25 protein-coding genes are annotated in these 24,545 nt (G+C 70.6%); 11 read left to right on the top strand and 14 right to left on the bottom strand.

Annotated features, from left to right (window positions below; all coding sequences use genetic code 11):
- Window positions 1–160 precede the first annotated feature (160 nt).
- From ACWGIC_RS06105 to ACWGIC_RS06125, 5 genes are read left to right on the top strand one after another with little or no spacing between them, the layout of a single operon-like run.
- Window positions 161–1,618: a 2-hydroxymuconic semialdehyde dehydrogenase gene (locus ACWGIC_RS06105; RefSeq protein WP_452074806.1), complete on the top strand. Its 1,458-nt coding sequence runs from the start codon at window positions 161–163 to the stop codon at window positions 1,616–1,618.
- Entirely contained in the window at window positions 1,615–2,349 is a 735-nt protein-coding gene (locus ACWGIC_RS06110) for a 2-keto-4-pentenoate hydratase (protein WP_452074807.1), read from the top strand. Before ACWGIC_RS06105 ends, ACWGIC_RS06110 begins: the two co-directional genes overlap by 4 nt.
- Before the next feature lie 2 nt (window positions 2,350–2,351).
- Window positions 2,352–2,777, top strand: a complete 426-nt coding sequence (locus tag ACWGIC_RS06115; protein ID WP_452074808.1) for a RidA family protein — start codon at window positions 2,352–2,354, stop codon at window positions 2,775–2,777.
- Window positions 2,774–3,298, top strand: a complete 525-nt coding sequence (locus tag ACWGIC_RS06120; RefSeq protein WP_452074809.1) for a 3-hydroxyanthranilate 3,4-dioxygenase — start codon at window positions 2,774–2,776, stop codon at window positions 3,296–3,298. The genes ACWGIC_RS06115 and ACWGIC_RS06120 overlap by 4 nt, the downstream gene beginning before the upstream one ends.
- Before the next feature lie 2 nt (window positions 3,299–3,300).
- The gene (locus tag ACWGIC_RS06125; protein WP_452074810.1) at window positions 3,301–4,311 is read left to right on the top strand and encodes an amidohydrolase family protein; all 1,011 of its coding nucleotides are present in this window, start codon (window positions 3,301–3,303) and stop codon (window positions 4,309–4,311) included.
- 36 nt (window positions 4,312–4,347) lie between these two features.
- Here ACWGIC_RS06125 and ACWGIC_RS06130 read toward each other — a convergent pair whose 3' ends face one another.
- The 3 genes from ACWGIC_RS06130 to ACWGIC_RS06140 all read right to left on the bottom strand — a co-directional run bounded on the left by ACWGIC_RS06130 (window position 4,348) and on the right by ACWGIC_RS06140 (window position 7,150).
- Window positions 4,348–4,617, bottom strand: a complete 270-nt coding sequence (locus ACWGIC_RS06130; protein ID WP_452074811.1) for a hypothetical protein — start codon at window positions 4,615–4,617, stop codon at window positions 4,348–4,350.
- 78 nt (window positions 4,618–4,695) lie between these two features.
- On the bottom strand, window positions 4,696–6,018 hold the full coding sequence (locus tag ACWGIC_RS06135) for an NtaA/DmoA family FMN-dependent monooxygenase (RefSeq protein WP_452074812.1): 1,323 nt from the start codon (window positions 6,016–6,018) through the stop codon (window positions 4,696–4,698).
- Window positions 6,019–6,034: 16 nt separating this feature from the next.
- The gene (locus tag ACWGIC_RS06140) at window positions 6,035–7,150 is read right to left on the bottom strand and encodes an LLM class flavin-dependent oxidoreductase (protein WP_452074813.1); all 1,116 of its coding nucleotides are present in this window, start codon (window positions 7,148–7,150) and stop codon (window positions 6,035–6,037) included.
- A gap of 142 nt (window positions 7,151–7,292) precedes the next feature.
- On the opposite strand from ACWGIC_RS06140, the gene ACWGIC_RS06145 reads away from it, so the two are divergent.
- Window positions 7,293–8,153 (top strand): aminoglycoside phosphotransferase family protein, encoded by an 861-nt coding sequence (locus ACWGIC_RS06145; protein ID WP_452074814.1) that lies wholly within the window; start codon window positions 7,293–7,295, stop codon window positions 8,151–8,153.
- On the opposite strand, the gene ACWGIC_RS06150 is transcribed toward ACWGIC_RS06145, so the two are convergent.
- Complete coding sequence (locus tag ACWGIC_RS06150; protein WP_452074815.1) at window positions 8,150–8,929, bottom strand: nitroreductase/quinone reductase family protein; 780 nt, start codon at window positions 8,927–8,929, stop codon at window positions 8,150–8,152. The two genes, ACWGIC_RS06145 and ACWGIC_RS06150, sit on opposite strands and share 4 nt — an antisense overlap.
- A 25-nt stretch (window positions 8,930–8,954) precedes the next feature.
- Window positions 8,955–9,977 carry an LLM class flavin-dependent oxidoreductase gene (locus ACWGIC_RS06155; protein ID WP_452074816.1) on the bottom strand — a complete coding sequence of 341 codons (1,023 nt, stop codon included), beginning with the start codon at window positions 9,975–9,977 and terminating at the stop codon, window positions 8,955–8,957.
- Window positions 9,978–10,072: 95 nt separating this feature from the next.
- Between ACWGIC_RS06155 and ACWGIC_RS06160 the strand changes: the two genes are divergently transcribed.
- Window positions 10,073–11,047, top strand: a complete 975-nt coding sequence (locus ACWGIC_RS06160; RefSeq protein ID WP_452074817.1) for a quinone oxidoreductase family protein — start codon at window positions 10,073–10,075, stop codon at window positions 11,045–11,047.
- Window positions 11,048–11,049: 2 nt separating this feature from the next.
- Here the strand turns inward: ACWGIC_RS06160 and ACWGIC_RS06165 are convergent, their stop codons facing one another.
- From ACWGIC_RS06165 to ACWGIC_RS06180, 4 genes are read right to left on the bottom strand one after another with little or no spacing between them, the layout of a single operon-like run.
- A complete protein-coding gene (locus ACWGIC_RS06165; protein WP_452074818.1) occupies window positions 11,050–12,633 on the bottom strand; it encodes a dipeptide ABC transporter ATP-binding protein in 1,584 nt (527 codons plus the stop codon).
- Between the two features lie 3 nt (window positions 12,634–12,636).
- Complete coding sequence (locus tag ACWGIC_RS06170; protein WP_452074819.1) at window positions 12,637–13,461, bottom strand: ABC transporter permease; 825 nt, start codon at window positions 13,459–13,461, stop codon at window positions 12,637–12,639.
- The gene (locus tag ACWGIC_RS06175) at window positions 13,454–14,413 is read right to left on the bottom strand and encodes an ABC transporter permease (protein WP_452074820.1); all 960 of its coding nucleotides are present in this window, start codon (window positions 14,411–14,413) and stop codon (window positions 13,454–13,456) included. The genes ACWGIC_RS06170 and ACWGIC_RS06175 overlap by 8 nt, the downstream gene beginning before the upstream one ends.
- Window positions 14,410–15,990, bottom strand: a complete 1,581-nt coding sequence (locus ACWGIC_RS06180; RefSeq protein ID WP_452074857.1) for an ABC transporter substrate-binding protein — start codon at window positions 15,988–15,990, stop codon at window positions 14,410–14,412. Before ACWGIC_RS06180 ends, ACWGIC_RS06175 begins: the two co-directional genes overlap by 4 nt.
- Before the next feature lie 321 nt (window positions 15,991–16,311).
- Here ACWGIC_RS06180 and ACWGIC_RS06185 point away from each other — a divergent pair, with 321 nt between their 5' ends.
- On the top strand, window positions 16,312–17,532 hold the full coding sequence (locus ACWGIC_RS06185; RefSeq protein ID WP_452074821.1) for an MFS transporter: 1,221 nt from the start codon (window positions 16,312–16,314) through the stop codon (window positions 17,530–17,532).
- A 4-nt stretch (window positions 17,533–17,536) separates the two neighbouring features.
- Here the strand turns inward: ACWGIC_RS06185 and msrA are convergent, their stop codons facing one another.
- Together msrA and ACWGIC_RS06195 are read right to left on the bottom strand one after the other, a co-directional pair.
- A complete protein-coding gene (gene msrA / locus ACWGIC_RS06190) occupies window positions 17,537–18,037 on the bottom strand; it encodes a peptide-methionine (S)-S-oxide reductase MsrA (RefSeq protein ID WP_452074822.1) in 501 nt (166 codons plus the stop codon).
- 38 nt (window positions 18,038–18,075) lie between these two features.
- Complete coding sequence (locus tag ACWGIC_RS06195) at window positions 18,076–18,963, bottom strand: LysR family transcriptional regulator (protein ID WP_452074823.1); 888 nt, start codon at window positions 18,961–18,963, stop codon at window positions 18,076–18,078.
- An 84-nt stretch (window positions 18,964–19,047) separates the two neighbouring features.
- On the opposite strand from ACWGIC_RS06195, the gene ACWGIC_RS06200 reads away from it, so the two are divergent.
- Together ACWGIC_RS06200 and ACWGIC_RS06205 are read left to right on the top strand one after the other, a co-directional pair.
- Entirely contained in the window at window positions 19,048–19,905 is an 858-nt protein-coding gene (locus tag ACWGIC_RS06200) for an EamA family transporter (protein WP_452074824.1), read from the top strand.
- A gap of 23 nt (window positions 19,906–19,928) precedes the next feature.
- Window positions 19,929–20,555 carry a DsbA family oxidoreductase gene (locus ACWGIC_RS06205; protein ID WP_452074825.1) on the top strand — a complete coding sequence of 209 codons (627 nt, stop codon included), beginning with the start codon at window positions 19,929–19,931 and terminating at the stop codon, window positions 20,553–20,555.
- Between the two features lie 138 nt (window positions 20,556–20,693).
- On the opposite strand, the gene ACWGIC_RS06210 is transcribed toward ACWGIC_RS06205, so the two are convergent.
- Window positions 20,694–21,185 carry an ATP-binding protein gene (locus ACWGIC_RS06210; RefSeq protein WP_452074826.1) on the bottom strand — a complete coding sequence of 164 codons (492 nt, stop codon included), beginning with the start codon at window positions 21,183–21,185 and terminating at the stop codon, window positions 20,694–20,696.
- 193 nt (window positions 21,186–21,378) lie between these two features.
- Here ACWGIC_RS06210 and ACWGIC_RS06215 point away from each other — a divergent pair, with 193 nt between their 5' ends.
- Window positions 21,379–21,834 (top strand): nuclear transport factor 2 family protein, encoded by a 456-nt coding sequence (locus ACWGIC_RS06215; RefSeq protein ID WP_452074827.1) that lies wholly within the window; start codon window positions 21,379–21,381, stop codon window positions 21,832–21,834.
- A 346-nt stretch (window positions 21,835–22,180) separates the two neighbouring features.
- On the opposite strand, the gene lepB is transcribed toward ACWGIC_RS06215, so the two are convergent.
- Both lepB and ACWGIC_RS06225 read right to left on the bottom strand, forming a co-directional pair.
- Complete coding sequence (gene lepB / locus ACWGIC_RS06220; protein ID WP_452074828.1) at window positions 22,181–23,065, bottom strand: signal peptidase I; 885 nt, start codon at window positions 23,063–23,065, stop codon at window positions 22,181–22,183.
- A 275-nt stretch (window positions 23,066–23,340) separates the two neighbouring features.
- Complete coding sequence (locus tag ACWGIC_RS06225) at window positions 23,341–24,492, bottom strand: glycosyltransferase family 4 protein (RefSeq protein ID WP_452074829.1); 1,152 nt, start codon at window positions 24,490–24,492, stop codon at window positions 23,341–23,343.
- Window positions 24,493–24,545 lie beyond the last annotated feature (53 nt).

A 24,545-nucleotide genomic window follows, 5' to 3' on the forward strand; every position in this document is an offset into this window, starting at 1 on the left:
GAATGAGCCATCTTGCGCAGTGGCGGCCATGCCTGGCCAATGCTCATTCCGGTGAGAGCCATGCCGGAATGAGCATGAGTACCAGCTATGCCCGGACGGTCATGGCAGCGGCGGCAAAGAGCATTGGCCAGGCATTCCTGGCGTCCCTACGGTCAGGTTCATGGCTGCGGAACTCCACAACGTCGTCGGCGGGACCCGGGTCGCCGGGCGGCGCACCTTCGAGAAGATCGACCCGGTCGACGGGTCGCTCGTCGCGCACGTCCACGAGGCCGGGCCGGACGTGGTCGACGCCGCGGTCGCTGCCGCGCGCGCCGCGCTGGACGGTCCGTGGGGACGCGCCTCGGTGGCGGAGCGCACCGCGTTGCTGCGCCGGATCGCCGACCGGATCGAGGAGCGGTTCGAGGACTTCGTCGCGGCCGAGGTGCGCGACACCGGCAAGCCGGAACACCTGGCGCGCGACCTCGACGTCGCCCGTGCGGCGACGAACTTCCGCTCCTTCGCCGACACGATCGCGGCGGCCGGTCTCGACTCCTTCCTGACCGAACTGGCGGACGGCCGGAAGGCGCTGAACTACGCGGTGCCCAAGCCGCTGGGCGTGGTCTCGGTGATCGTGCCGTGGAACCTGCCGCTGCTGCTGTTGACCTGGAAAGTCGCGCCCGCGCTCGCGTGCGGCAACGCGGTGGTGGTCAAGCCGTCGGAGGAGACGCCGTCGACTGCCACGCTGCTCGCCGAGGTGATCGCGGAGGCCGGCGCGCCGGCCGGGGTGTATAACGTCGTTCACGGCTTCGGACCGGACTCCGCCGGGGAGTACCTCACGACGCACCGCGGCATCGACGGCGTGACGTTCACCGGAGAATCCCGGACCGGTTCGGCGATCATGCGCGCCGTCGCCCCGTCGGTGCGGCCGGTTTCCTTCGAACTGGGCGGAAAGAACGCGGCGGTGGTGTTCGCGGACTGCGACCTGGAGAAGACCCTCGACGGGCTCGCCCGGTCGGTTTTCCTGAACACCGGGCAGGTCTGCCTGTGCACCGAGCGGGTCTACGTCGAGCGGCCGGTCTTCGACGTGGTCGCGAACGGCCTCGCCGAACGGGCGGCGGCGTTGCGGCTGGGCCGGCCGGGCGATCCTGATACCACGACGGGGCCGTTGATATCCCAAGAGCACCGGAAGAAAGTCCAGTCCTATTTGGACCTCGCGGTGGCCGAAGGGGCGACGGTGCTGACCGGTGGTTCGGTCCCGGACCTCGGGCCGGAGCTCGCGGGCGGTTCGTGGATCGAGCCGACGCTGTGGACCGGGCTGGACAACTCCGCGCGAGTCGTGCGCGAGGAGGTCTTCGGGCCGGTCGCGGCGCTGATCCCGTTCGACACCGAGGACGAAGCCGTCCGGCTGGCGAACGACACCGACTACGGGCTCGCCGCAGCCGTGTGGACGACGAACCTGGAACGCGGCCATCGCGTCGCCCAGCAGATGCGGGTGGGGATGGCATGGGTCAACACCTGGTATCTCCGCGATCTCCGCTCGCCTTTCGGCGGCGTCGGGCTTTCCGGCATCGGCCGCGAGGGCGGCGTGCATTCGATGCACTTCTACACCCAGCCGACGAATGTGTGCGTGCAGCTATGACCACTGTTGAGGACCGCGCGGCGCTGCTTGACCAGGCGATCGCCACCGGACAGGCGATTCCGCAGCTCACCAGCGAGGAGCCGATGAGCCTGGAGACCGCTTACGCCGTGCAGCACGCCGGAATCGCGCTGCGGGAAGGGCGCGGGGAGCGGCTGGCGGGCGTCAAACTGGGCTTCACGAGCAAGGCGAAGGCCGAGCAGATGGGCGTCTCCGACGTCATCATCGGCTCGTTGACCGACCGCATGCGGATCGAGGACGGCGGGACGTTCGACGTCAGTCGTGGCGTGCATCCGCGGATCGAACCCGAGGTTGCCTTCCGGCTCGGCCCGGACGCTGAGCTGATCGCCGTCGCGCCAGCGCTGGAGATCATCGACAGCCGGTACCGGGACTTCCGGTTCAGCCTGGCCGACGTCGTCGCCGACAACACCTCGGCGTCCGCCTTCGTGCTCGGGCCGTGGACGCCGATCGGCCAGGTGGACGCGCTGGCCGTCGACCTGCTCTTCGACGGCGAAATCGTCGCGTCCGGATCGACCGCCGACATCCTCGGCGACCCGCTGCGGGCGCTCCCCGCGGCGCAGCGGATGGCCGCCGCGTACGGGCACCGTCTGGTCGACGGGCAGGTGCTTCTGGCAGGGGCGGCGACCGCGGCCGTTGCCCTGAAAGCGGGAACGCACGTCGAGGCGCGGGTCGCCGGGCTCGGTTCGGTTTCTGTTCGCACTGAGGAGGGATGAGCGTGGCTGAAGCCCATGTCGTCGCCGGGAAGGCGACGCCGCGCGGGCGGTTCCCGCACGTCAAGGTCGTCGGGGACCTCGTGTTCGTCTCCGGCACCAGCAGCCGCCGTCCGGACAACACCTTCGCCGGAGCGGAGGCCGACGAGTTCGGTGTGACCGCTTTGGACATCCGGGCGCAGACGCGCGCCGTGCTCGAGAACATCCGCGACATCCTGGCCGCGGCGGGCGCGGGGCTCGAAGACCTCGCGCAGCTGACGGTGTTCCTGGTCAACATGAACGATTTCGGCGGGTACAACGAGGTCTACGGCGAGTTCTTCGACGAGACCGGCCCGGCGCGCACGACCGTCGCGGTGCACCAGCTGCCGCATCCGCATCTGCTCATCGAGATCCAGGCGATCGCCCGGATCCCCGGCAAGGAGGAACGATGACCGCCATCCCGCCCGTGTTCGATTTCGCCGCGTGGATCGAAGAGCACGAGGACGACCTGAAACCGCCGGTCAACAACAAGCAGATGTGGGCCCCGATGGGCGACTTCATCGTGCAGGTCGTCGGCGGGCCGAACCAGCGCACCGACTACCACCTCGACCCGTACGAGGAATGGTTCTACCAGTACAAGGGCGACATGCACGTCAACCTCATGACCGAGGACGGCCCGCGGCGGGTCGACATCCGCGAGGGCGAGATGTGGATGCTGCCGCGCAACGTGCACCATTCGCCGCAGCGGCCGCAGGAAGGGTCGATCGGGATCGTGATCGAGCGCATCCGGGAGGAAGGGACGCTCGAGAAGTTCGTGTGGTTCTGCCTGGAGTGCGACGCGAAGGTGCACGAGGTGGAACTGCAGGTGCGGGACATCGTCGACGACCTGCCGCCGGTGTTCGAGCAGTTCTACTCGTCCGAGAAAGCCCGCACCTGCGGCAGCTGCGGGACGCTGCACCCGGGGAAGGGCTGAGCGTGCGCGCGATCGACGTCCACAGCCATTTCGTCCCGCATGGCTGGCCCGACCTCGGCGAGGGAATGCCGTGGCTACGCGCGGAAACCGAACGTGAAGCCATGATCATGGTCGGCTCGGAGGAGTTCCGCCGGATCCGGTCCGACTGCTGGGACACCTCCGTCCGCCTGCGGGACATGGACGCCGACGGCATCGAGGCCCAAGTCGTGTCGCCGACGCCGGTGTTCTTCGGCTACGAGACCAGCCCTGGGCAGGGCGAGAAGATCGCCCGGGTCTTCAACGACCTCGCGCTGGAGATCTGCGCGCCCGCGCCGGAGCGGCTGATCCCGTTCTGCCAGGTTCCGTTGCAGGACACCGACGCCGCCTGCCGCGAGCTGGATCGCGCCGTCGCGGCTGGGCATCGGGGGGTGGAGATCGGCAATCACGTCGGCGACCGCGATCTCGACGACGCGGGTGTGGTGACGTTCTTGCAGCACGCGGCGTCTCTTGGGGTGCCTGTTTTCGTGCACCCGTGGGACATGCCGCTGGCGCCTCGGCTCGATCGGTGGATGGCGCGGTGGCTGACCGGGATGCCCGCGGAGACGCATCTGTCGATCATCGCGATGATTCTCGGCGGGGTGTTCGATCGGGTGCCGGAGAGTTTGCGGATCTGTTTCGCGCACGGGGGCGGGTCGTTCGCGTTTTGGCTGGGGCGGCTGGAGAACGCTTGGCATCAGCGGGCGGACATCATTGCCACGTCGGAGCTGCCGCCGTCGGAGTATGTCGGGCGGTTCAGTGTCGATTCGGTGGTGTTCACCGAGGAGGCGTTGCGGAATCTGGTCGATACGCTGGGGGCGGGGCAGGTGATGGTGGGGAGTGATTATCCGTATCCGCTGGGGGAGCGGCCCGCTGGCGGGGTGGTTCGGCGGGCGGAGTTCCTGGACGAGGCGGAGCGGGAGTTGTTGCTGCGGGGGAATGCGGAGCGGTTCCTGGAAGGCGACTCGGCGGCCGCTTCTTCTTCCGGGCAGGGGTGACGGCCGTTGCGGCGGCGTAGGTGATCCTGGCGCTGCTTAGACCGAGGTCGGGGAGTCGGCAGGTGCGGGACGGGGTGCGGTGCCGTTGTGGACCGCGACGAAGACGTGCTGTCTGTGCCAGGCGTAGTACTTGTCTCGCTCAGTGTTCCACCACGCGCTGATGCGGCCCTCGAGTCGGTTGCGGACGAACTCGGCGACGACGGAGGAGTCGGCCACGACGCCGCTGACGAGGATTTCGCCGTTCTCGCCGACCGAAATACAGCCCCGTTCGAAAAGGCTGTCGCAGCCCAGGACACAGGCAAGCATGCCGACGTTGTCGAAGTCCTTCCGTTCTTCCTCCGTGCAGAAGGGGTGTTCCCGCCGCCAGGTTGCCTAACCGGCAGGTCAGGACAACCCGAGGTGGTCCCGCAGAGTAGGCCCGCTGTAGTCCTCCCGGAACACCCCGCGCTCCTGCAGCCTCGGCACCACCTCGTCGGCGAACCGGTCCAGCCCGCCCGGCGTCACGTGCGGCACCAGGATGAACCCGTCCGACGCGTCCGCCTGCACCAGTTCGTTCATCGTCGACGCCACCGTTTCCGCGGACCCGATGAAGTTCTGCCGCCCGGTGACCTCGATGATCAGCTCCCGGCTCGACAGGTTCTTCGCCTCGGCCAGCTGACGCCATTCGTTGGCGGTCGCGATCGGGTCGCGGTGCATGCGGACGCTCGCGCGGCCTTTCGAGATCAGGTCGCCGACGACCGGGTCGGAGGACGGGAGCGGGCCGTTCGGGTCGTGGTCGCTGAGGTCGGTGTTCCAGAGCTGTTCGAGGAACTTGATCGCGGTCTGTTCGCTGACCTGCTGCAACCGCACCTCGTGGGCGAGTTCGTGCGCTTCGGCGTCGGTGTCGCCCAGTACGAAGGTGGCGGCGGGCAGGATGACCAGCTCGTGCGGGGAGCGGCCGTATTTCGCCAGGCGGCCCTTGACATCCGCGTAGAAGGCTTGGCCTGCTTCGAGAGTGCCGTGCCGGGTGAAGATGGCGTCGGCGGTGGCGGCGGCGAATTCGCGGCCCTCTTCGGAGTCGCCCGCTTGGATGGTGACCGGGCGGCCTTGCGGGCTGCGCGGGACCGGGAAGCGGCCGGAGATGTCGAAGTGGGCGTCGTGGTGCGAGAAGGCGCCGCCGTCGGCCAGGAAGCGGCCGGATTCCTTGTCTGCCAGGAGTTCGTCGCCGCGCCAGGAGTCGAAGAGTTCCCACGCTGTCCGCAGGAAGGTTTCGGCGCGCGAGTAGCGCTGGTCTTGCGGCAGGAAGCCGCCGCGGCGGAAGTTCTCGCCGGTGAAGGCGTCCCAGGACGTGACGACGTTCCAGGCGGCGCGGCCGGCCGAAAGGTGGTCAAGGGAGGCGAATTGACGGGCTACCTCGAACGGTTCGTTGAAGGTCGAGTTGATGGTCCCGGCCAGGCCGAGGCGGTCGGTGACGGCGGCCAGCGCGGACAGCACGGCGAAGGTGTCCGGGCGGCCGACAACGTCCAGGTCGTAGATTTCGCCGTTCTGTTCCCGCAACCGCAGGCCTTCGGCGAGGAAGAAGAAGTCGAACTTCGCGCGTTCGGCGGTCTGGGCCAGCTTGACGAACGAGCTGAACTCGATGTGGCTGCCCGCTTCGGGATCGCTCCACACGGTGGTGTTGTTGACCCCGGGGAAGTGCGCGGCGAGGTGGATTTGCTTGGCAGTCATGGGGATCTCCCGGGAATCAGGCGGCGTAGCGGTTGGCCGGGCGGGGCAGGCCCAGCAGCCCGCGCAGGGTCGAGGCCTCGTAGCCGGAGCGGAACGCGCCCCGGTCGCGCAGTTCGGGGACCAGCGCGCGGGTGATGGCGGCGAGGTCGTGCGGCACGGCGCCGGGGCGCAGCCGGAAACCGGTCAGGCCGGCGGCGTGCCAGTCGAGCAGGAGGTCTGCCAGCTGAGCCGGGGTGCCGGTGAAGACGTGCGCGTCGGAGGTGAACTCGGCGCGGTCGTCCAGGCGGGCTTTGCGGTCGGCCGCGGCTTGTTCGGTTTCGTCGAGGAAGACCACGAGGTCGGCGAAAACTTGAACGGGGGCACCGATTTCGTCGATGATCGACCGGGCATGCGAGCGGTCGTTCGGGGTCACGTACACCAGGTCGGCCTGGCGGGCGGCGAGGCGGTAGGCGTCGGGGCCGTGCGCCAAGGCGGCGACGATCGGCTGGCCCTGCGGCGGGCGCGGCGTGATGGACGGGCCCTTGACCGAGAACCAGCGGCCCTCGAAATCGATGTAGTGCAGTTTCTCCCGGTCGATGAACCGGCCGGTGGCGACGTCGCGGATCTCGGCGTCGTCCTCCCAGCTGTCCCACAGCCGGCGCAGCACCTCGACGTAATCGGCGGCTTCGTCGAACAGTTCGGCCGTCTCGGGCGGCGTGCGGCGGCCGAAGTGCCGGAATTCTTCCGGGAGAGCGGAAACCTGCACCCGGACGCCCGCGCGGCCGGTGCTGACGTAGTCGAGCGTCGCGATCGCCTTCGACAGGTGGAATGGCTCCGTGTGGGTGACCACGGCGGTGGGGATCAGGCCGATGCGCGACGTCAGGGGCGCGATCCGCGAGGCGAGCAGCACGGCGTCCAGCCGGGTTTGCGCGCGGTCGGCGCGGGCCGCCGGCTCGGAGGGATCGCGCAAGGAGAGGAAATCTTCGAAGGTGACGAAGTCCAGGTGTGCGGCTTCGGCTTCCTGGACCAGTCCGGTCCAGTATCCGGCGGTGAGCAGGTCGGCCGGGCGGGCGTCCGGTTCGCGCCACGCGGCCGGATGCCAGCCGGCGCCTTCCAGCGCGACGGCGAGCCGTGGTCCGGTAAGCCCTGTCATGCTGCGTCCTTTCCCCGTGGATGCCAGCAGTGTGGCGCGGAAGCCGGGGCCGGGGCGACGGTAACCAGCGTCTGGGACAGTCGGCGGGAGCGGGAATAAACCGGTTGCCCGGCGTCGCACGGACGCGGTTTGCTCGATGTCGATGAAACGGATGCACGCGGACGAAGCGGAAATCGACGACGACCTGGTCCGTCGCCTCGTCGCGGCCCAGTTTCCGCAGTGGGCCGGGCTGGCGGTCTCGCGGGTCGCCTCGTCGGGGACGGAAAACGCGATGTTCCGGCTCGGCGGCGAACTGGTGGCGCGGTTGCCGCGGCTGGAACGAGGGGCCGCCGACATCGGCCACGAGCAACGCTGGCTGCGCTGGCTCGCGCCGCGGCTGCCGGTCGCGGTGCCGGAGGTGCTGGCCGAAGGACGGCCGGGCGAGGGCTTCGCGTGGGACTGGACGGTGCTGCGCTGGCTGCCCGGCGTCAACCCGGACTTCGGCGACGCTCAGGTCGCGCGCGACTTGGGTGCGTTCGTGAAAGCGTTGCGCCGCCTCGATATCTCCGGCGCGCCGGAAATCAGCCGGGGACGGCCGCTTCGCACTCGCGACGCGTCGACGCGGGAGGCGATCGCGCAGCTCGGCGGTGATCCGGCGTATCTCGAAGCCTGGGAGAAGGCGCTCGCGGCACCGGAATGGACCGGGAAGCCGGTGTGGCTGCACGCGGATCTGTCACCGGGGAACGTGCTGGTCGACGACGGCGGGCTGAGCGCGGTGCTGGACTTCGCGGGAGTGGGGATCGGAGATCCGGCGGTCGACGTGATCCCGGCGTGGAACACCTTCGCGGCGGCTGAGCGGGAGGTGTTCCGGGAGGCGGTGGAGGTCGACGACGCGACGTGGGAGCGCGGCCGTGGCTGGGCGTTGTCGATCGCGCTGATCCAGCTGCCGTACTACCGCGAGACGAATCCGGTGCTGGCGGCGAACGCGCGGCGCACGATCGAGGCCGTGCTGGCCGGCGGCTAGTCGAGGTCGATCCGGATCGTCAGCAGGTCGGTGCCGAACGCCTGGACCGCCGTGCTGTTCAAGCGGGGCAACGACTTCAGCCGCGCCCGGGCATCGTCGTCCGGGAGCAGGTGCGCGACCCCGCGCAGCCACCGGCCGTGCAGCCGCAGCCGGACGCGCGGGTCGGCCTGGATGTTGCGCACGTACTGCGATCGCTCGCCGAATTCGGACACCAGCCAGAATTCCCGGCCGGTCCGGCGACCGCCGATCGGGGTCTGCCGGGGGAGACCCGAGTTGCGGCCGGTGGTTTCGAGCAGGGTCTGGCCGGGGAGCCGGGACAGCACGGGGTTGCCGAGCCGCCGCTGGAACGTCGTGACGAGCTGGTGCTGGAGGTCGCCGGGCCGGGCCTGGCCGGCGACCTGCCGCAGCCGGGCGGGGACGACCAGCTCGTGAATCGGCAGGGCCAGGGCCCACAGCTGGCGGGCCGGGAACCGGTCGTAGCCGACTTCGGTGGTCCAGTACACCCGGTGCTCGTCGAGGTGCACGATGTTGCGCGTCGTCATCAGCGGCGACGGTGCTTCGAGCACGGCCCGGTCCGGCTCGGCCGAAGCGATCTCCCAGCCCAGCACGCGGTCCGGGGACAGCCGGGTGGTCAGGCCCAGGCCGAGCCACCCGGTGCGCAGGAAGGCCCGCAGCGGAGCCGGGGCCTCCTCCCAGACCGCCCGGGCCCACGCCACGGCGTCGCGCTGGTCTCCGGCAGGACGGGGAATGTCCACTGTGGACGTGAAATCCGGCACCCCGCCACGGTAGCACCCGCGGCGGTCAGGACGCCGGTTTCCATCCCAGCTCCGGGCCCAGCCGGGTCGCGAGGTCGGTGAGGATCTGCACGTAATCCTCGTGCTCGAAGGTGAACGGCAAGGCGAAGGCTACCTCGTCGATCTCGCGGAACGCGGCGTGCCGGTACAGCTGCTCGGCGATTTCGGCGGAAGTGCCGACGTAATCGCGCGAGAACAGCAAACCGCCCGAGCCTTGCGGCTTTTTCGTGCGGGGCAGGCGTTTCGCTGCGTAATCCTCATACTTCGCGCGCTGTTCAGCGGTGGCATTGTCGGTCGGAATCACCACCAGGCCTTGCGAAACCCGGGCCTGCGCGCCGTCCGGGTGATGCTCCCGGAACGCTCGCACGTGCGAAAGCTGGATCTTCTCGAAGTCCGTCGAGCCCTCCTCGGCCCGGACGACGCTGCTGGTCAGATAGTTCATCCCGGCTTGCCCGGCCCAGGTCGCCGACCGGGTGCTCGCGCCGCCGTACCACAGGCGGCTGGCAAGGCCGGGCGAATGCGGCTGGACGCGGTCGGAGAACGTCTCGATGCCTTCGACCCCGCTGAACGTGGACGCTCGTTCGCCGCGGACCAGTGACAACAGCCGCGACACCCGGTCGTAGCCGAAGTCTTCGCGGTCGCCGGTGTCCGGGTACAGCGCACCGCGCACGTCCTCGTAGTGCATCGGCGGGCTGACGCTGACGCCCGGGTTGAGCCGTCCGCCGGACAGCACGTCCACGGTCGCCAGGTCCTCGGCCAGGCGCAGCGGGTTCTCCCAGCCGAGCGGGATCACCGCGGTGCCCAGTTCGATCCGGCTGGTGCGCTGGGTGGCCGCGGCGAGCACCGCGACCGGCGAGGAAATGCCGTACTGCAGATGCCGGTGGCGCACCCAGGCGCTGTCGAACCCGAGCTGCTCGCCGAGTTCGAGCACCCGCAGCGTGGACTCGTGCCCCGGCCGCGGGTCGTCGCCGTCGAACAGGCCGATCGTCAGGAAACCCAGTTTGCGCAGGGGGTTTGTTTCGCTCGGCACGGAAGTTCCTTCCTCGGGTGAACTGGGCCGGAATAACCCCGGGCAGGCCCAGGTTGTTCCGGCTCGCTGACACAGAACACTGGGGAGTACGCACGATGCGCGCTTTGTCCATTACCTGCTACGGCGGTCCCGAAGTCCTCGAAGAGATCGAGGTGCCCGAACCCGTTCCGGGGCCGGGCGAAGTGACCATCACGGTCTCGCACGCCTCCGTCGGGCTGATCGATGCGCTGATCCGCCGCGGCACGCTCGCGGAGTACGACTACGCACCGAAGCCGCCGCTCGTGCCCGGCTTGGAGGTCGCGGGGACGATCCGCGCGGCCGGGCCGGACAGCGGCTTCTCGGTCGGGGACGAGGTCGTCACGCTCACGTTGCCCGGAATGGGCGGTTATGCCGACGTCAAGCTCGCGCCTGCCGGTCTCGTCGTGCCGCTGTCCGGCACCGGAGTGGAGCGCGCGCAGGCCGTGGCCGGACTGGCGAACACCGTGACGGCCTACCTCTCGCTCACCGAGGCAGTGCGGCTGCCGCAGGACGCGCGCGTGCTCGTGCACGGTGCGCTCGGCGGTCTCGCCTCGGTGTATCCCGAAGTGGCGCGGCTTCTCGGTGCGCGCGAGGTCGTCGGCACGGTCCGGCGTCCCGAGCAGGTCGAGGCGGCGAAGGAACTCGGCTTCGATCGGGTCGTGCTGTCCGGGGAACTCGGCGAGCTGCGCGACAAGCCGTTCGAGGTCGTCGTCGACCCGGTGGGCGGGGACCTGCGGATCCAATCGCTGGACCTGCTCGCGCCGATGGGCCGGATGCTCGTCGTCGGCAGTGCGGGCAGCGAGACCGCGCCGCTGGTGGACTCGAACGCGGTCTGGGGCAAGAACATCGGGGTGGTCGGGTTCAACGTGGGCGGTTTCCTGGCCGTGGACCCCGCGCCCGCTCGTCCCGCGGCGGAGGCCGTGCTGCCGCTGTACACCAACGGCCGGATCCGGCTGCCGGTGACCGTCCTGCCGATGGCCCAGGCGCGCGAGGCGCACCGCCGGATGGACGCGGGCGAGGCGGTCGGACGGCTGGTGCTCGCCAACTCCTGACCTCACGCGCGCACCTGCTCGCCGCCCGGGATCGCGGCGAGCAGGTCGCGGGTGTACTGCTCGCGCGGCCGCAGCAGGACGTCGTCGGCCGGGCCGAATTCGACCAGTCTGCCCTGCCGCATCACCCCGACCTGGTCGGCGATTTCCCGCACCACGGCCAGGTCGTGCGTGATGAACAGGTACGTCAGGCCGAGTCCGTCCTGCAGTTCCACGAGCAGGTTCAGGATCTGCGCCTGCACCGAAACGTCCAAAGCGGACACTGGCTCGTCCAGCACGACGAGATCCGGGCGCAGCGCCAGCGCACGGGCGATCGCCGCGCGCTGGCGCTGCCCGCCGGACAGTTCGGCGGGCTTCCGGCGCAGCACCGACGACGGCAGCGCGACCTGGTCCGCCAGCTCGGCGACGCGTCCGGCCCGGCCGCCGACGCGGAACGCGCGCAGCGGTTCGCCGATCACCTCGGCGATGGAGAACCGCGGGTTCAGCGAAGCGTACGGGTTCTGGTAGACGAGCTGGGACCGACGCCGCAGCCGGCGCAATTCGGCGGCTGGGAGCCGGGTGAGGTCCTGGCCGTCGAAGCTGACCGTGCCCGCGGTCGGGGTCTCCAGCCCGACCGCCATCCGTGCGGTGGTCGTCTTGCCGGAGCCGGATTCGCCGACCAGCGCCAGGGTTCGGCCGCGCGTGAGCTGGAACGACACGTCGTCCACGGCACGGACGGAACCGGCCCGGGACGAGGCGAAGGTCTTCGAGACGGAGTCCACGGACAGCAGGACTTCCGGGCCTTCGGCGCGGCGGGGACGGAGCGGTTCGCGGCTGAGGCTCGGCGCGGCAGCGAGCAGCCGTTGCGTGTACGCCTGCGTCGGAGCGGCGAGGAGTTCGCGGGCCGGTCCTTCTTCGACCAGCCGTCCTTCGGACAGCACGGCGATCCGCCCGGCCCGGTCGGCAGCCACGCCGAGGTCGTGCGTGATCAGCAGGATCGCGGTGCCGTCGTCGGCGGCCAGTCCCGCCAGATGGTCGAGGATTTCCTTCTGCACGGTCACGTCGAGCGCGCTGGTCGGTTCGTCGGCGATGATCAGCCGCGGTTTGCCCGCGAGCGCGATGGCGATCAGCACCCGTTGCCGGAGGCCGCCGGACAGCTCGTGCGGGTACTGCCGCGCGCGCAGCTCCGGCCGGTCGACGCCAGCCCGGCGCAGCAGTTCCACCGCGCGGGCGGCGGCATCGCCGCGGGCGGCCAGGCGGTGGATCAGCAGGACCTCGGCGACCTGCTCGCCGATCCGCCGCACCGGGTTGAGCGACACCGTCGGATCCTGCGGCACGAGCGCGATGCCGGTGCCGCGCACCTGCCGCCAGTCCTTTTCGGACAGTGTGGTCAGGTCGCGTCCGCCGAAGGTGATCCGTCCGCGCCGCACCAGCCCGCCGCGCGGCAGCAGCCCGATCGCGGCGTGTGCGGTGGTGCTTTTGCCGGAACCGGATTCGCCGACCACCGCGACGATCTCGCCCGCCCCGACTCGCAGGCTCACGTCCCGCACGGCAGGCACCACGCCGCCCGAGGTGCGGTACGAGACCGCCAGCTCGCTGATCTCCAGCACTTGTCAGCTCCGTTCGCTGTCGAGAGCCCGGGACACGCGGTTCGCGGCCAGCACGACGGCCGCGACGGTCAAGCCCGGGAACGTGGTCATCCACCAAGCGGTGGCCAGGAAATTGCGTCCGCCCGCCACGAGCGCGCCCCATTCCGGCGTCGGCGGGCTCGCACCGAAGCCGAGGAAGCTGAGCGCGGACACTTCAAGCACCGCGGTCCCGACCGTCACCGTGGCCAGCACCAGGACCGGCCCGAGCGCGTTGGGCAGCACGTGCCGCCCGAGCACCGCGCCCCAGCGCACCCCGGACGCCCGGGCGGCCTCGACGAACACGCCCGAACGCACCCGCAGCACCTCGGCGCGCATCAGCCGGGCGAACGCGGCGAGGTTCGCGACGCCGACCGCGATCGCGACGTTCGTGGTGCCGAACCCGAGCGCGGTCACCAGCGCCAGCGACAACAGGATCGCCGGAACCGCCTGGAGGACGTCGACGATCCGCATCACGACCGCGTCGAGCCAGCCGCCGCGGAATCCGGCGAGCAGCCCCAGCGCGGAACCGGCGGCGAACGCGACGAGGACGGCGAGCACGGTCGCCCGCAAGGACAGCCCGGCCCCGTGCACGACGCGGGCGAAAACGTCCCGGCCGGTTTCGTCGGTCCCGAACAGATGCCCGAGCGACGGCCCCTGGAGCCGTTCGGACGGGACGCCGGTGATCGGGTCCTGACTGGTGAACAGCGCGGGTCCGAAGGCCGCTATCAGCACCGCGGCGAGCACGAGCCCGGACAGCGCCAGGCCGGGCCGCCGGACGAGAAACCGTTGCGGCAAAACAGCTTCAGACATGCGCGGGCACCTCCTTGCGGACGGACACCCGCGGGTCGAGCAGCGGGTAGACGAGGTCGACGGCCAGATTGAGCACGACGAAGAAGAACGCGGCGAGCACGATCACCGCCTGCACCACCGGCACGTCCTGCGCAGTCACCGCCGAGGCGGTCACCCGGCCGAGCCCGTCTCGCGAGAACACGGTTTCGGTCACCACCGAACCGGCCAGCAGGTTGCCCGCGACCACGCCCACCAGCGTGAGCGCGGGCAGCCCGGCGTTGCGCAGCGCGTGTCCGAAGTGGACTCGACGACGGCTAGCGCCCTTCGCCCGCACGACCTCGATGTACGGCTCGGCGAGCTGTGTCTGCAGGCTCTTCGCCAGAACCTGCGCGATGATCGCGCCGGTCGGCAGGGCGAGCGTGATCGCCGGGAGGATCAGCGACGCGAAGCCGGTCGACCCGAGTGCCGGGAACAACCTCAACTGGAACGAGAACAACTGGATCAGCAGCAGCCCGACCCAGAACGTCGGCAGCGAAGTTCCCAGCGGCGGCAGCGAAAGCAGCAGCTGGCTCACCCAGCGGGTGCGGGTGAAGGTGCCCAGCACCGCGATCCCGCCGCCGAACACGATCGCGAGCACCAGCGCCAGCCCGGAGACCGCGAGCGTCGGCGGCAATGCGCTGAGGACCTGGTGCGTCGCGTCGTCGCCGGTGGCCACCGAGGTGCCGAAGTCGCCGTGCAGCGCGGCGAGGAGATGCTTGCCGTACTGCACGAGAACCGGATCGTCGAGCCCGTACTCGGCGCGCAGGGCGGCGATCTGCTCCGGCGACGCGCTGGGCCCGCCCTCGGCGGAGCCGAGCTTGGTCAGCACCGCGTCGCCGGGCAGCAAGTACAGGATGACGAACGACAGCGTGAACGCCGCCCACAGCACCACTACGGCCTGGAGGATGCGGCGAAGCAGCGGGAAGCCGTTCACGAGGCCGAAACCCAGGCGTCGAACAGCTGCAGCCGCGAGGAAGCCTCGAAGCCGACGTCGTGCGCGTTCGGGCCCACGCCGAGCACCTGAGTCAGCTCGAACACCGGGATCGAGTAGGCCTGCTCCACAATGGTCCGCTGCGCCTTTTCCGCTGCGGGCTTGCGTTTCGCGGGGTCGACGGTGGCGGACTGTTCGGCCAGCGACGCGTCGAGCGGATTGTCCGCGGACAGCTTGCTCCGGTTGTTCGCCTTCGTGGAGAACTGCTGGCGCAGGATGTCCGGGTCGGCGCGGGTGACGTTGTACCAGAGGAAATCGTAGTCGCCGGCCTGCTGCAGGCGGGTGACCTCGGCGTTGGTGTGCAGCTGGATCTTCAGGTCGAAGCCGATCTTGCGCAGCTGCTGCTGGATCAGCTCCAGCACGCTCTGGTTCTGGTTGAACACCGGGGAGAACAGCACGGACGCGGTCAGCCGCTGGCCGTTCTTCGTCCGGATGCCGTCCGGGCCGGGAAGCCAGCCGTCGGACTGCAGCAGGGCTTGCGCGCCCGCCGGGTCGTAGGCGAGTTCCTTGGACAGATCGGTGTACAGCGGCGTCGCCGAGCCCAGAATGCTCGTGGCGGGCTTGTAGTTCGGGGTGAGCACCGTACTGGTGACTTCCGGCCGGTTCACGCCCTTCGACACCGCCTGGCGCACCTTCTGGTCGGCCAGGACGCCGCGGGTGACGTTCGCGTGCAGGTTGAACACGATGCCCGGGTTCGGCCGCACCGGTTCGGCGAACCCATTGCCGGAGAACTGCGGTTCGTCCACCGGCTGCACGTCGGTGATCGCGTCGAGCTGCCCGGAGGTCAGGCTGCCCGACCGCACGCCGGGCTCCGGCACCACGCGGAAGTCGATCTTGTCGGCGTACGCCTCGCCCTGGTGCCGCCACAACGGCGAACCCCAGCGGTAGCCGGTGCGCTTGTTGAGCAGGATGTTCTGGTTCGGCTTCAAGCTGGTGAACACGAACGGGCCCGAGCCGATCAGGCCGGTGCCCTGGCAGCGTTGCTCGGCGGTGTGCCGGAACGCGGCCGGCGCGAGCACGCCCAGCGACATCGTGGAGCTGGCCTGGAGGAACTGCGCGCTGGGCTGGGTGAAATCGAGCCGGACCGTCGCGGGGTCGACGACCGTCGCACCGCGGTAGGCGGCCAGGTAGCTGGACCCGAGCAGCGCCTTCGCGCCGAGCGCCTTGAGGCCGTCGAAGCTGGTCTTCACCGCGGCGGCGTCCACTGGGGACCCGTCGGAGAACGTCGCGCCGGCGCGGAGGTGGAAGGTGAAGCTCGTCGAATCGGGGCTGACCGTCCAGCGGTCGGCGAGCCACGGCGTGATCGCGCCGGTCTTCGGGTCCTGGTCGGTCAGCGAATCGACCAGCTGGCGCCCGACGTTCACCGAGGCGTTGGTGCTGACCTGCTGCGGGTCGATGCAGTCCGGATTGGACGAGATGCCCAGCCGCAGCGTCCCGCCCGGACGCGGGGGACCGGCGTCCTGCGGGCTGGCCCCGCCCGCCGTGCCGCAGGCGGCGAGCAGCAGCGGAAGGGCCAGCACGAGGGCGGAACGGGACCGCGCGCGGGCAGGGCGGCCGGGTCGGGGCGGGGTGTGGCGGGGCACGGAGTTCCTCCAGCGGGGACGGATCGGATGCGGTCAGCTCAACCGTTCGCGGCGGTTCGCTGAAGCCCGTCCCAGCAGGTGAACCGGTGTCCCGCGATCCGGCCGGGCGCGTGGATTCCGGTTGACGGACAAGGGAAAGCGTGGCTCGCGCCCGCGTGATAACCGGCGGCGTTTTGTTCGGCGAGCAGGTCCGGAGAGCGAGAGCGAGCGGCGGTGTGCTGGGGAAAACCGGTTGCGCGGTCCGAGACACTGGCGGACATGGCGGGGCGGGGTGGGAGCGGGTCGGCTTGGGTCCGGCTGCAAGCGGTGGCAGTGTCCGGTTCGACCTGTGAAGGGCTTTTGCTCGCGGCGCTGCCTTTGCTGGCCGTCTCGATCACCACCGACCCGCGTGCGGTGTCGCTCGTGAACGTGGCCGGGCAGGCGCCGTGGCTGCTGCTTTCGCTGTTCGCCGGAGTGGTGATCGACCGGGTCCGGCGCACGACGGTGCTCGCCTCGGCGTACGCGGTGCAGATCGTCGCCGCGCTTTCCTTGGCGCTGCTGGGTTCCACCGGTTCGCTGAGCCTGCCCGCGCTACTTGTGGTGGCCTTCGTGCTCACGACGGCGCAGGTCTTCGGCGACGGCGCGGCGGGTTCGCTGGTCCCCGAAGTCGTCGCACCGGATCAGCTGAACATGGCGAATTCCCGTCTGCAGGTGATCGACCGCGGCATGGTCCAGTTCGTGGTGCCCCCGGCGACCGGGCTGCTGATCGGGATCAGCGCGGGACTGCCCGCGTGGCTGGCGGCCGTCGCCGCGCTCGTCGCGTTGCTGCTAGCGCGCGGGATTCCGTCGGCCAAGCCGGTGCGCACGCCCGCACATCCGCTGAAGGACGTGACAGCCGGGCTGCGCTATCTGGTCGGCACGCCGCTGCTGCGGTCGATCACCGTCACGGTCGCGCTGGGATCGTTCGCGGCGGCCGCGGGCAACTCGATGCTCGTCCTCTACGCCACGAAGGAACTGCGTCTTTCGCCGTTCGGGTACGGCGTGCTGCTGGCCTGCTTGGCGGTCGGCTGGGTAGCGTCGTCGTTCTTCGTGGACCGGTTCGTGCGGCGGTTCGGCTACTCGACGTCGATGCGGATCGCGCAGGCGTGCGCGGTGCTGAGCCAGCTGCTGATCGCGATCGTGCCGCCGTGGCCGGCGCTGGTCGGCGCGGTGCTGATCTTCCTGACCGGGACGACGCTGATCTGGAACGTCTGCTCGCAGTCCAGCAGGCAGCGGTTCACGCCGTCCGAGCTGCTGGGGCGGGTGCTGACCAGCCATCGGGCGCTGGCCTGGGGGCTGACGCCGCTGGGCGCGCTCGCCGGCGGGTTCGTCGCGGTGCACTGGAGCTTGCGCGGCGTATGGGTGATGGCCGCGGCGGTCCAGCTGCTCGGAACCTCGCTGGTGTGGCGGCAGTTGTCCCCGGCGGCCTTCCGGGACGCGGAAGCCGCGATGGCGCGCTGACGCGTCAGGCGCGCTTCGGCAGCTTCCAGCCGGGACGGGGGAAGTGGCAGGTGTAGCCGTTGGGGTAGTGCTGCAGGTAGTCCTGGTGCTCCGGCTCCGCCTCCCAGAAGTCTCCGGCGGGGGTGACTTCGGTGACGACCTTGCCGGGCCAAAGTCCGGAGGCGTCCACATCGGCGATGGTGTCTTCGGCGATCCGCTTCTGCTCGTCGGTGGTGTAGAAGATGGCGGAGCGGTAGCTGGTGCCGATGTCGTTGCCTTGGCGGTTCTTCGTGCTCGGGTCGTGGACCTGGAAGAAGAACTCGAGCAGTGCGCGGAAGTCGGTCTTTTCGGGGTCGTAAGTGACTTCGATGGTTTCGGCGTGGGAGCCGTGGTTGCGGTAGGTGGCGTTGGGGGTGTCGCCGCCGCTGTAGCCGACGCGGGTGGCGGTGACGCCGGGCTGGTGGCGGAACAGCTCCTCCATGCCCCAGAAACACCCGCCGGCCAGAATCGCCTTCTCCGTGGCCATTTCGCCTCCTCCGTGCTCGAACCGCTTCGACTGCCATGCTAGTCGCCGGGCAGCAGCCCGAGGACCAGGGCGAGCGGCGGCCACGCGTCCCGCCCGCGCCGCGTGCACGCAAAGGCCCGCAGCCGGACGTCGGGGCCGGTGAGCGGCAGGACGGCGACGTCGGGCCGGGTCGGCCAGGATTCGGGCAGCAGGCCGACCCCGCCGCCCGCGGCGATCAGGTCCTGCACGAGGTCCAGGTTGTCCGCGCGGTGGGCGAACCGCGGCGAGAACCCGGCCATCGACGCCAGCGTCCCGACGACCGTCTCGTCCGCGCCGTTGCGAGAGTTGCCGATCCAGTCGCGATCGCGGAACGCGGCGAACACGTCCAGGGTTCCGTTGCCCCGCAGGCGGTTCGCGTCTGCCCGCGGCACCGCGAGGCCCCACGGCTCCGCCCACAGCGGACGGACGGCGAGCGACGGATCGGCGGTCGCGGGCGCGAGGTTGTAGTCGTAGGTGAGCGCGAGGTCGATGTCGTCGGTCCTGAGCTGGGCCAGGGCTTCGGCGGGTTCGTGCTCGCTGATCACCACGCGGACCTGCGGGTGCCGCTGCGCGAGGAGACCCGCGATCGGGAGCACAGCGTGCCGGACCCCGGTCCCGAACCCGGCGACGCGCACGGTTCCGGCGGGTTCGGCTTCGGGGTCGAGATCGACGCGGGCGGCCTCGACGGCGGCCAGGATCGTCACGGCGTGCTCGGCGAGCCGCCGCCCGGCGGGAGTCAGCCGGACGCGGCGGCCGTCTGGTTCGAGCAGAGCGACGCCGGTTTCCTTGGCCAGCACCGAGATCTGCTGCGAGACGGTCGACGTTGTGGTTTCGAGCACGTCCGCCACCGCGCGCATCGAACCGAGCCGCGACAGTTCGAGAAGGAACTGCAGCCTGCGAGTCTCCATCCACTGATTGTCCAGGATATCCGGACGGTACGTCCAGGATTGGCACGTGGACACGAACGGTCCGGATGCGTTCTCCTGGTCAGCGTGCTTCCCTCCACTCCCCGGACCGGTGTCGCCCTCGCCGTCGGCGCCATGCTGTCCGTCCAGTTCGGAATGGCGGTTTCGGTCAGTCTCGCGAATCAGATCGGGCCGACCGGCGTCGCGTGGCTGCGGCTCGCGTGGGCCGGCGTGCTGCTCTTGGTGCTCGTGCGGCCGCGCCCGTCGGCTTTCCGCCGCCCGGCGTTGCTGACCTGCGTGGTGCTCGGTTTCGCGACAGCCGGGATGACGATCCTGTTCATGGTCGCCGCGACCCGGTTGCCGCTGGGCACGGCGAGCGCGCTGGAATTCCTCGGCCCGCTGACCGTCGCGATCGTGCGCGGCCGCAGCGGAACCCGGGTGTGGCCGGTGCTGGCCGCGGCCGGAGTGGTGCTGCTGACGCAACCGTGGCAGGGCGGGACCGACCTGATCGGCCTCGGCTGCGCGCTCGCGGCGGCGGTCTGCTGGGGCGCCTACATCGTGCTGACGCAACGAGTCGGGGACGAGGTGTCCGGCCTGCGCGGGCTGGCGGTGTCGATGCCGGTGGCCGGTCTGGTCGCGACCGTCGTGCACGCCCCGGCGGTCGTCAGCCAGGTGACGTGGCCGCTGGTGCTCGCCGGGCTCGGGCTCGCGGTGCTCGTGCCGGTCGTGCCGTTCAGCATGGAGATGATGGCGCTGCGCCGGTTGACGGCGTCCGCGTTCGGCACGCTGATGAGCCTGGAACCGGCGATCGCGCTGGTGCTCGGGCTGATCGTGCTGCACCAGGTGCCGAATCCCGCCGCGGTGGCCGGGATCGCGTTCGTGGTGGCCGCGGGCATCGGCGCGGAGCGCACCGGGGCGCGGGAGCCGGTGAAGACCGCCGTCTAGCCGGCGCGATCTACGCTGGCGGCATGCAGGTAGAGATCTGGAGCGATGTCGTGTGCCCGTGGTGCTACCTCGGCAAGGCGCGGTTCGAGAAGGCGCTGGCCGGGTTCGCGCACCGGGACGAGGTGACCGTGACGTACCGGTCGTTCGAACTGGACCCCGGGCGCACCGGGACCGAGCCGCTGCTGGACATGCTCACCGCGAAATACGGGCCGCAGGCCGGGGAGATGGAGCAGCGGGTCGCCGGGCTCGCGGAGGCGGAGGGCCTCGGCTACCGGACGGACCGGGAAATCGGCAACACCTTCGACGCGCACCGCCTGCTGCACCTGGCTCGCGAAAAGGGGCTGGAGAACGAGATGGTTTCGGCGCTGTTCCGCGCGAATTTCGCCGAGGCCCGCGCGGTGTTCACCAGCGAGGTGCTGGCGGACGTCGCCGAGGAGGCCGGATTGCCGCGCGCCGACGCCGAAGCGGTGCTGGCGGATTCTTCGCGGTACGCGGACGCGGTCCGGGCTGAGGAGCGGGAAGCCGCGGAGCTGGGTGCGGGCGGGGTGCCGTTTTTCGTGCTGGGGCGGCGGTTCGGGGTGTCTGGTGGGCAGTCTGTCGAGGTTTTCGCGCAGGCGCTGGAGAAGGCTTGGGAGGCTTCTGCCGGGTGATCGCCGGGGTGGGCTGCTGGGGTGCGCTCGGCGGTTGCTGCGGCCGTGTTTTCGCTTGCTGCCGGGGAAGTTCCCGGACTCGCTGGCGTGAGGCGGTCCGGGTTCACCGGCAGGGGGACAGTCCGCCTGCGACGACAGTCAGTCGGACCAGGTGCTGAGGCGGTTGAGCAGCTTTTCCAGCACCTGCGGGTCCGCGGTGACCGGTTCGCCGGAGACGGGCTCGTCCACCAGCGTGCGCCGGTCGCCTCGGCGCGGCAGCCGGACCTGTCCCGCGGAAATCCCGCCGGGCAGCGGGAGTTCGCACCACGTGGTGCGGCCGCCGCGGTCGCCGGGGCGCACGCCGATCCGCTCGTCTCGCGGCGGCGCCGGGGCGACGAGGTCGTCGTCCACCTCGACCACGAGACGGTCGCCGCGCAGCTGGAGCCGGACGGTCACGAACGCGGGCGCGGACGGGCTGCTCTGGTCGACGACGTCGCCGACGAGCCGGACCGCGGCGTTGGTGACCTGGTCCAGCATCGGCATCAGGGACCAGTCGGTCAGGATCAGCCGGACGAACAGCTCGGTGCACGGGACCGCGCTCGGCTGCGCCACCAGCCGGAGGTCGTCCACCTGGGTAGTGCGCGTGCTCAAGCGTCACCCTCCTCCTCGGCGAGCGGTCCGATCGGCCGGGACCGTGCGGGCATCATGCCACCGCCGCCGGGCCGGGTTTCGGCGGGAGGGCGGTGTACGGGAGAAGCGCAGGTCACAGGTCCGGGCGGGTTTTCGGGCGGAGCGGGGGCTCTTCGCCGGGACGGGTCCACAGTGGAACTCCTATGCTGGCCGGGTGTCGGCAGAATCGGCCCGGTGGGCCATCCAGGACTTGATCATGACCTACGCGGCACGCATCGACGCGGGCGATCTGGCCGGGGTGGGCGAGTTGTTCCGCGAGGGAACCCTGCACAGCGGCGGCGGCCGGACCGGGCGGGAGGCCGTGGAGAACTGGTTCCGCGACATCCTGGTCATCCATCCGGACGGGACGCCGAGGACCCGGCACGTGACCACCAACGTCCGGATCACGGCCGGGGAGGACACGGCCTCGGCGCACAGTTACTTCACCGTTTTCCAAGCCACGGCGGACCTTCCGCTGCAGCCCGTCGCGGCCGGGCACTACGACGACCGGTTCGTCCGGCGCGAGGACGAATGGATGTTCGCGGAGCGGACGCCGGTGCTGCAGCTGACCGGGGATCTGTCGCAGCATCTCCGGCTGGACGTCGTGCGGGCGGCCGGTTCCGGCGGGTGAGCGCGGTTGCCGGGTGACGGCGTGCGGCTTTCGGCGGCGGTGCGGGCTCTTGCCGGGGAAAGCAGCGGGGGGTCGGTTCGCCGGTCGGCCGCGGCGGTTCTGGCGAGCCTTGCCTCTCGCCTCGATCCGGCTCCAATGCCGCATCGGGTGCGTTGAGCGCACCCTATGGGTTTTCCGTCAGTGTCGGCAGGTGCGCTTTGCCTGGCGCTGCGCGAGCGAACTCAGCGGGAGCGAAAAGCCATTCGAACCGGCTCAGCCCGGCCGACGCTCCGTATCGCCGATACGGAACCGAACACCACGGCTGCCGAGAAAACCCCCGCGGCGCGGGCCGCGGGGGCGCGGCGGTTCAGTCCCGCTTGCTGAGTTTCCGCCGCAGCCCGCGCCCGGCGGCGAGGGTCGGGAACGCCAGCAGCGCGCCCGCCCCGAGCGGGATTCCCTGCTGCCACGCGGGCGCTCCGAGCGCGGCGGGCGCGGCCTGCGGGTCGTGGTCGCTGACGCCGCCCCAGCGCGACGGCGGCAGGACGATCACCCTGGCCTTGCCGATGACGTCGTCCACCGGGACGGTGCCGTTCACCCCGCCGCCGCCCTGGCAGCGGGAGTCGCACGAGTTCTCGCGGTTGTCGCCCATCACCCAGAGGCTGCCCTTCGGGACGGTGACCGGGGCGAACGTCTGCCGCACCGACGGCGGCTGGTCCAGCCAGTGGATGTACGGCTCGTCGAGAGGTTTGCCGTCGACCAGGACGCGGCCTTGCGGATCGCAGCACTGGACGGTCTGCCCGCCGACGGCGATCACGCGTTTCACGAAGTCGCGTTCGTCCGGCGGCGCGAACCCGACGAGGGAACCGAGGCCGCGCAACGCCTTCGTGAACACGTTGCCGGACTCCTGCGGCGCGATCTCGTTCGCCGTCCACGGCTGCGGGCCGCGGAAGACGATGACGTCGCCGGGGGAGGGCTCGGTGAAATCGTAGGTGACGCGGTCGACGACGACCCGGTCGCCGAAGCAGCCGTCGCATCCGTGCAGCGTCGTCTCCATCGACGCCGACGGGATCAGGAACACCTTCGCGACGAACTGCTGGATCAGGATCGTCAGCACCAGCGCGATCCCGATCAGGATTGGCAGCTCCTGCCAGAACGGGCGCTTCCGCCGTCCTTTCCTGGCGGGTTCCTCCGCCTCGGGACGGTCGGATCCGGACTCGCCGGGGGCGGGGGCAGGGGGGATCGGGTCGGCCACGTCGCCAGGCTACCCAGATCCTCCCGCCGGACGGCGGACCGCGGGCGGCCACGATCGGGGGGTCGTGCCGGTGACCGGGACGGCAACCGGAGATTTCGCCCTCGGGGAAGGAAAACGGGCCGGAATCGGGGGTGAGGTCCGGAATTCGGGCGGGGGCGGGGAGCGGGGCGCGGGATCCGGCGGCGGCCGCGGGTGTGTGGCGGCGGTGAAGCGAGATCTCCGACGCGCCACGGAGTCTGGCGCGGCAGGCAGGACGCGCGCGGGAACGGCGAACCTCACCGGGAAACCGAAGCCCCGCGCCGATCGACCGCGTTCAGATGCTGGATGAACTCCGTGACCCGATGCCTCCACGTATACCGGCTGCACACGAGTTCGTAGGCGTTGTCCCGGATCGCGTCCGCCAGCGCCGGACTGCTTTCGAGGTGCCGCAGCTCGTCCGCCAGCGCTTCGGGAGAACGCGGCGCGACAAGCAGCCCGTTGACGCCGTCCTCCACCAGCGAAGCGAGCGGGCCGATCGCGGTGGCGATGACCGGCACCCGGCTCGCCCACGCTTCGAGCAGCGCCGTCGGGAAGGCGTCGTTCGGGCTGGTCGGGCAGAGCACGAGCGATCTGGCGCTGCGGAGAGCCCGGAATTTCGCGTCGCCGGCGAGGTTTCCGGCGAAGGTGACGCTGCCGGCGATCCCGAGTTTCCTGGCGAGGGCTTCGTAGCCGGGGCGGGCGGCGCCGTCGCCGATGACCAGCAGGCGGGCGCCGGGTGCGGAGCGGGCGAGGTGGAGGCGAAGCGCGTGCAGGAGCTGATCGAGGCCTTTCCAGGCGTGGGTCGGGTCCAGGCTGGCCAGGAAAGCGGCGGCGTACGGACGGATCCCGGCGACCGGCGAGGTCAAGACGTCGGGGGAGACGGCGTTCTCCAGGACACCGACTTTGTCGCCGAACCGGGGACGGAAGCGGTTCGCGACGTAGCCGGAAACGCCGAGGATGAGATTCGCCCGGCGCAGCATGAAGCTCTCGGCGCAGGAGTAGGCGCGCGCGACGGCGTTGAAGAGCGGGTGACCGTCCTTGGCCAGCGCGGCGGCGTGGTAGGTCACGACGACGGGGGTGCTTCCGGCGACCAGGGCCGCAGCGTCGGCCAAACCGGGCACGGGGGTGTGCACGTTGAGGTAGTCGGGCTCTTCGGCGCGCAGGATCCGCCGGATCTGGACCGGCCAGAGCGGGGCGAGCGGGGTGTTGGACAGTGTGAAAAGCGCGGGGAGCCGGTGGACCGGGAAGAGGTCGCCGGAGCGGGCGTGCGGGCTGGCGGTGATGACGACGGGACGCCAGCCGGGGACTTCCCGCAGCGCGACGGCCAGGCTGTGCACGTAGGTTTGCACGCCGCCGACGTCCGGCGGGAAGTACGGCGTCACGAAGACGACGGTGCGTTCGCGGCTCACGGAGCCTCCTGTCCTCATTGGTCCGGTTGGCTGGGCACGCGCGGATGTGATGG

The organism is Amycolatopsis sp. NPDC054798, assembly GCF_053611505.1.

Coding starts and splice junctions, on each gene's coding strand:
- ACWGIC_RS06105 (WP_452074806.1), top strand. CDS start 161: ATGGCTGCGGAACTCCACAACGTCGTCGGCGGGACCCGGGTCGCCGGG.
- ACWGIC_RS06110 (WP_452074807.1), top strand. CDS start 1,615: ATGACCACTGTTGAGGACCGCGCGGCGCTGCTTGACCAGGCGATCGCC.
- ACWGIC_RS06120 (WP_452074809.1), top strand. CDS start 2,774: ATGACCGCCATCCCGCCCGTGTTCGATTTCGCCGCGTGGATCGAAGAG.
- ACWGIC_RS06130 (WP_452074811.1), bottom strand. CDS start 4,617: ATGCTTGCCTGTGTCCTGGGCTGCGACAGCCTTTTCGAACGGGGCTGT.
- ACWGIC_RS06135 (WP_452074812.1), bottom strand. CDS start 6,018: ATGACTGCCAAGCAAATCCACCTCGCCGCGCACTTCCCCGGGGTCAAC.
- ACWGIC_RS06140 (WP_452074813.1), bottom strand. CDS start 7,150: ATGACAGGGCTTACCGGACCACGGCTCGCCGTCGCGCTGGAAGGCGCC.
- ACWGIC_RS06145 (WP_452074814.1), top strand. CDS start 7,293: ATGAAACGGATGCACGCGGACGAAGCGGAAATCGACGACGACCTGGTC.
- ACWGIC_RS06160 (WP_452074817.1), top strand. CDS start 10,073: ATGCGCGCTTTGTCCATTACCTGCTACGGCGGTCCCGAAGTCCTCGAA.
- ACWGIC_RS06170 (WP_452074819.1), bottom strand. CDS start 13,461: ATGTCTGAAGCTGTTTTGCCGCAACGGTTTCTCGTCCGGCGGCCCGGC.
- ACWGIC_RS06185 (WP_452074821.1), top strand. CDS start 16,312: ATGGCGGGGCGGGGTGGGAGCGGGTCGGCTTGGGTCCGGCTGCAAGCG.
- msrA (WP_452074822.1), bottom strand. CDS start 18,037: ATGGCCACGGAGAAGGCGATTCTGGCCGGCGGGTGTTTCTGGGGCATG.
- ACWGIC_RS06195 (WP_452074823.1), bottom strand. CDS start 18,963: ATGGAGACTCGCAGGCTGCAGTTCCTTCTCGAACTGTCGCGGCTCGGT.
- ACWGIC_RS06205 (WP_452074825.1), top strand. CDS start 19,929: ATGCAGGTAGAGATCTGGAGCGATGTCGTGTGCCCGTGGTGCTACCTC.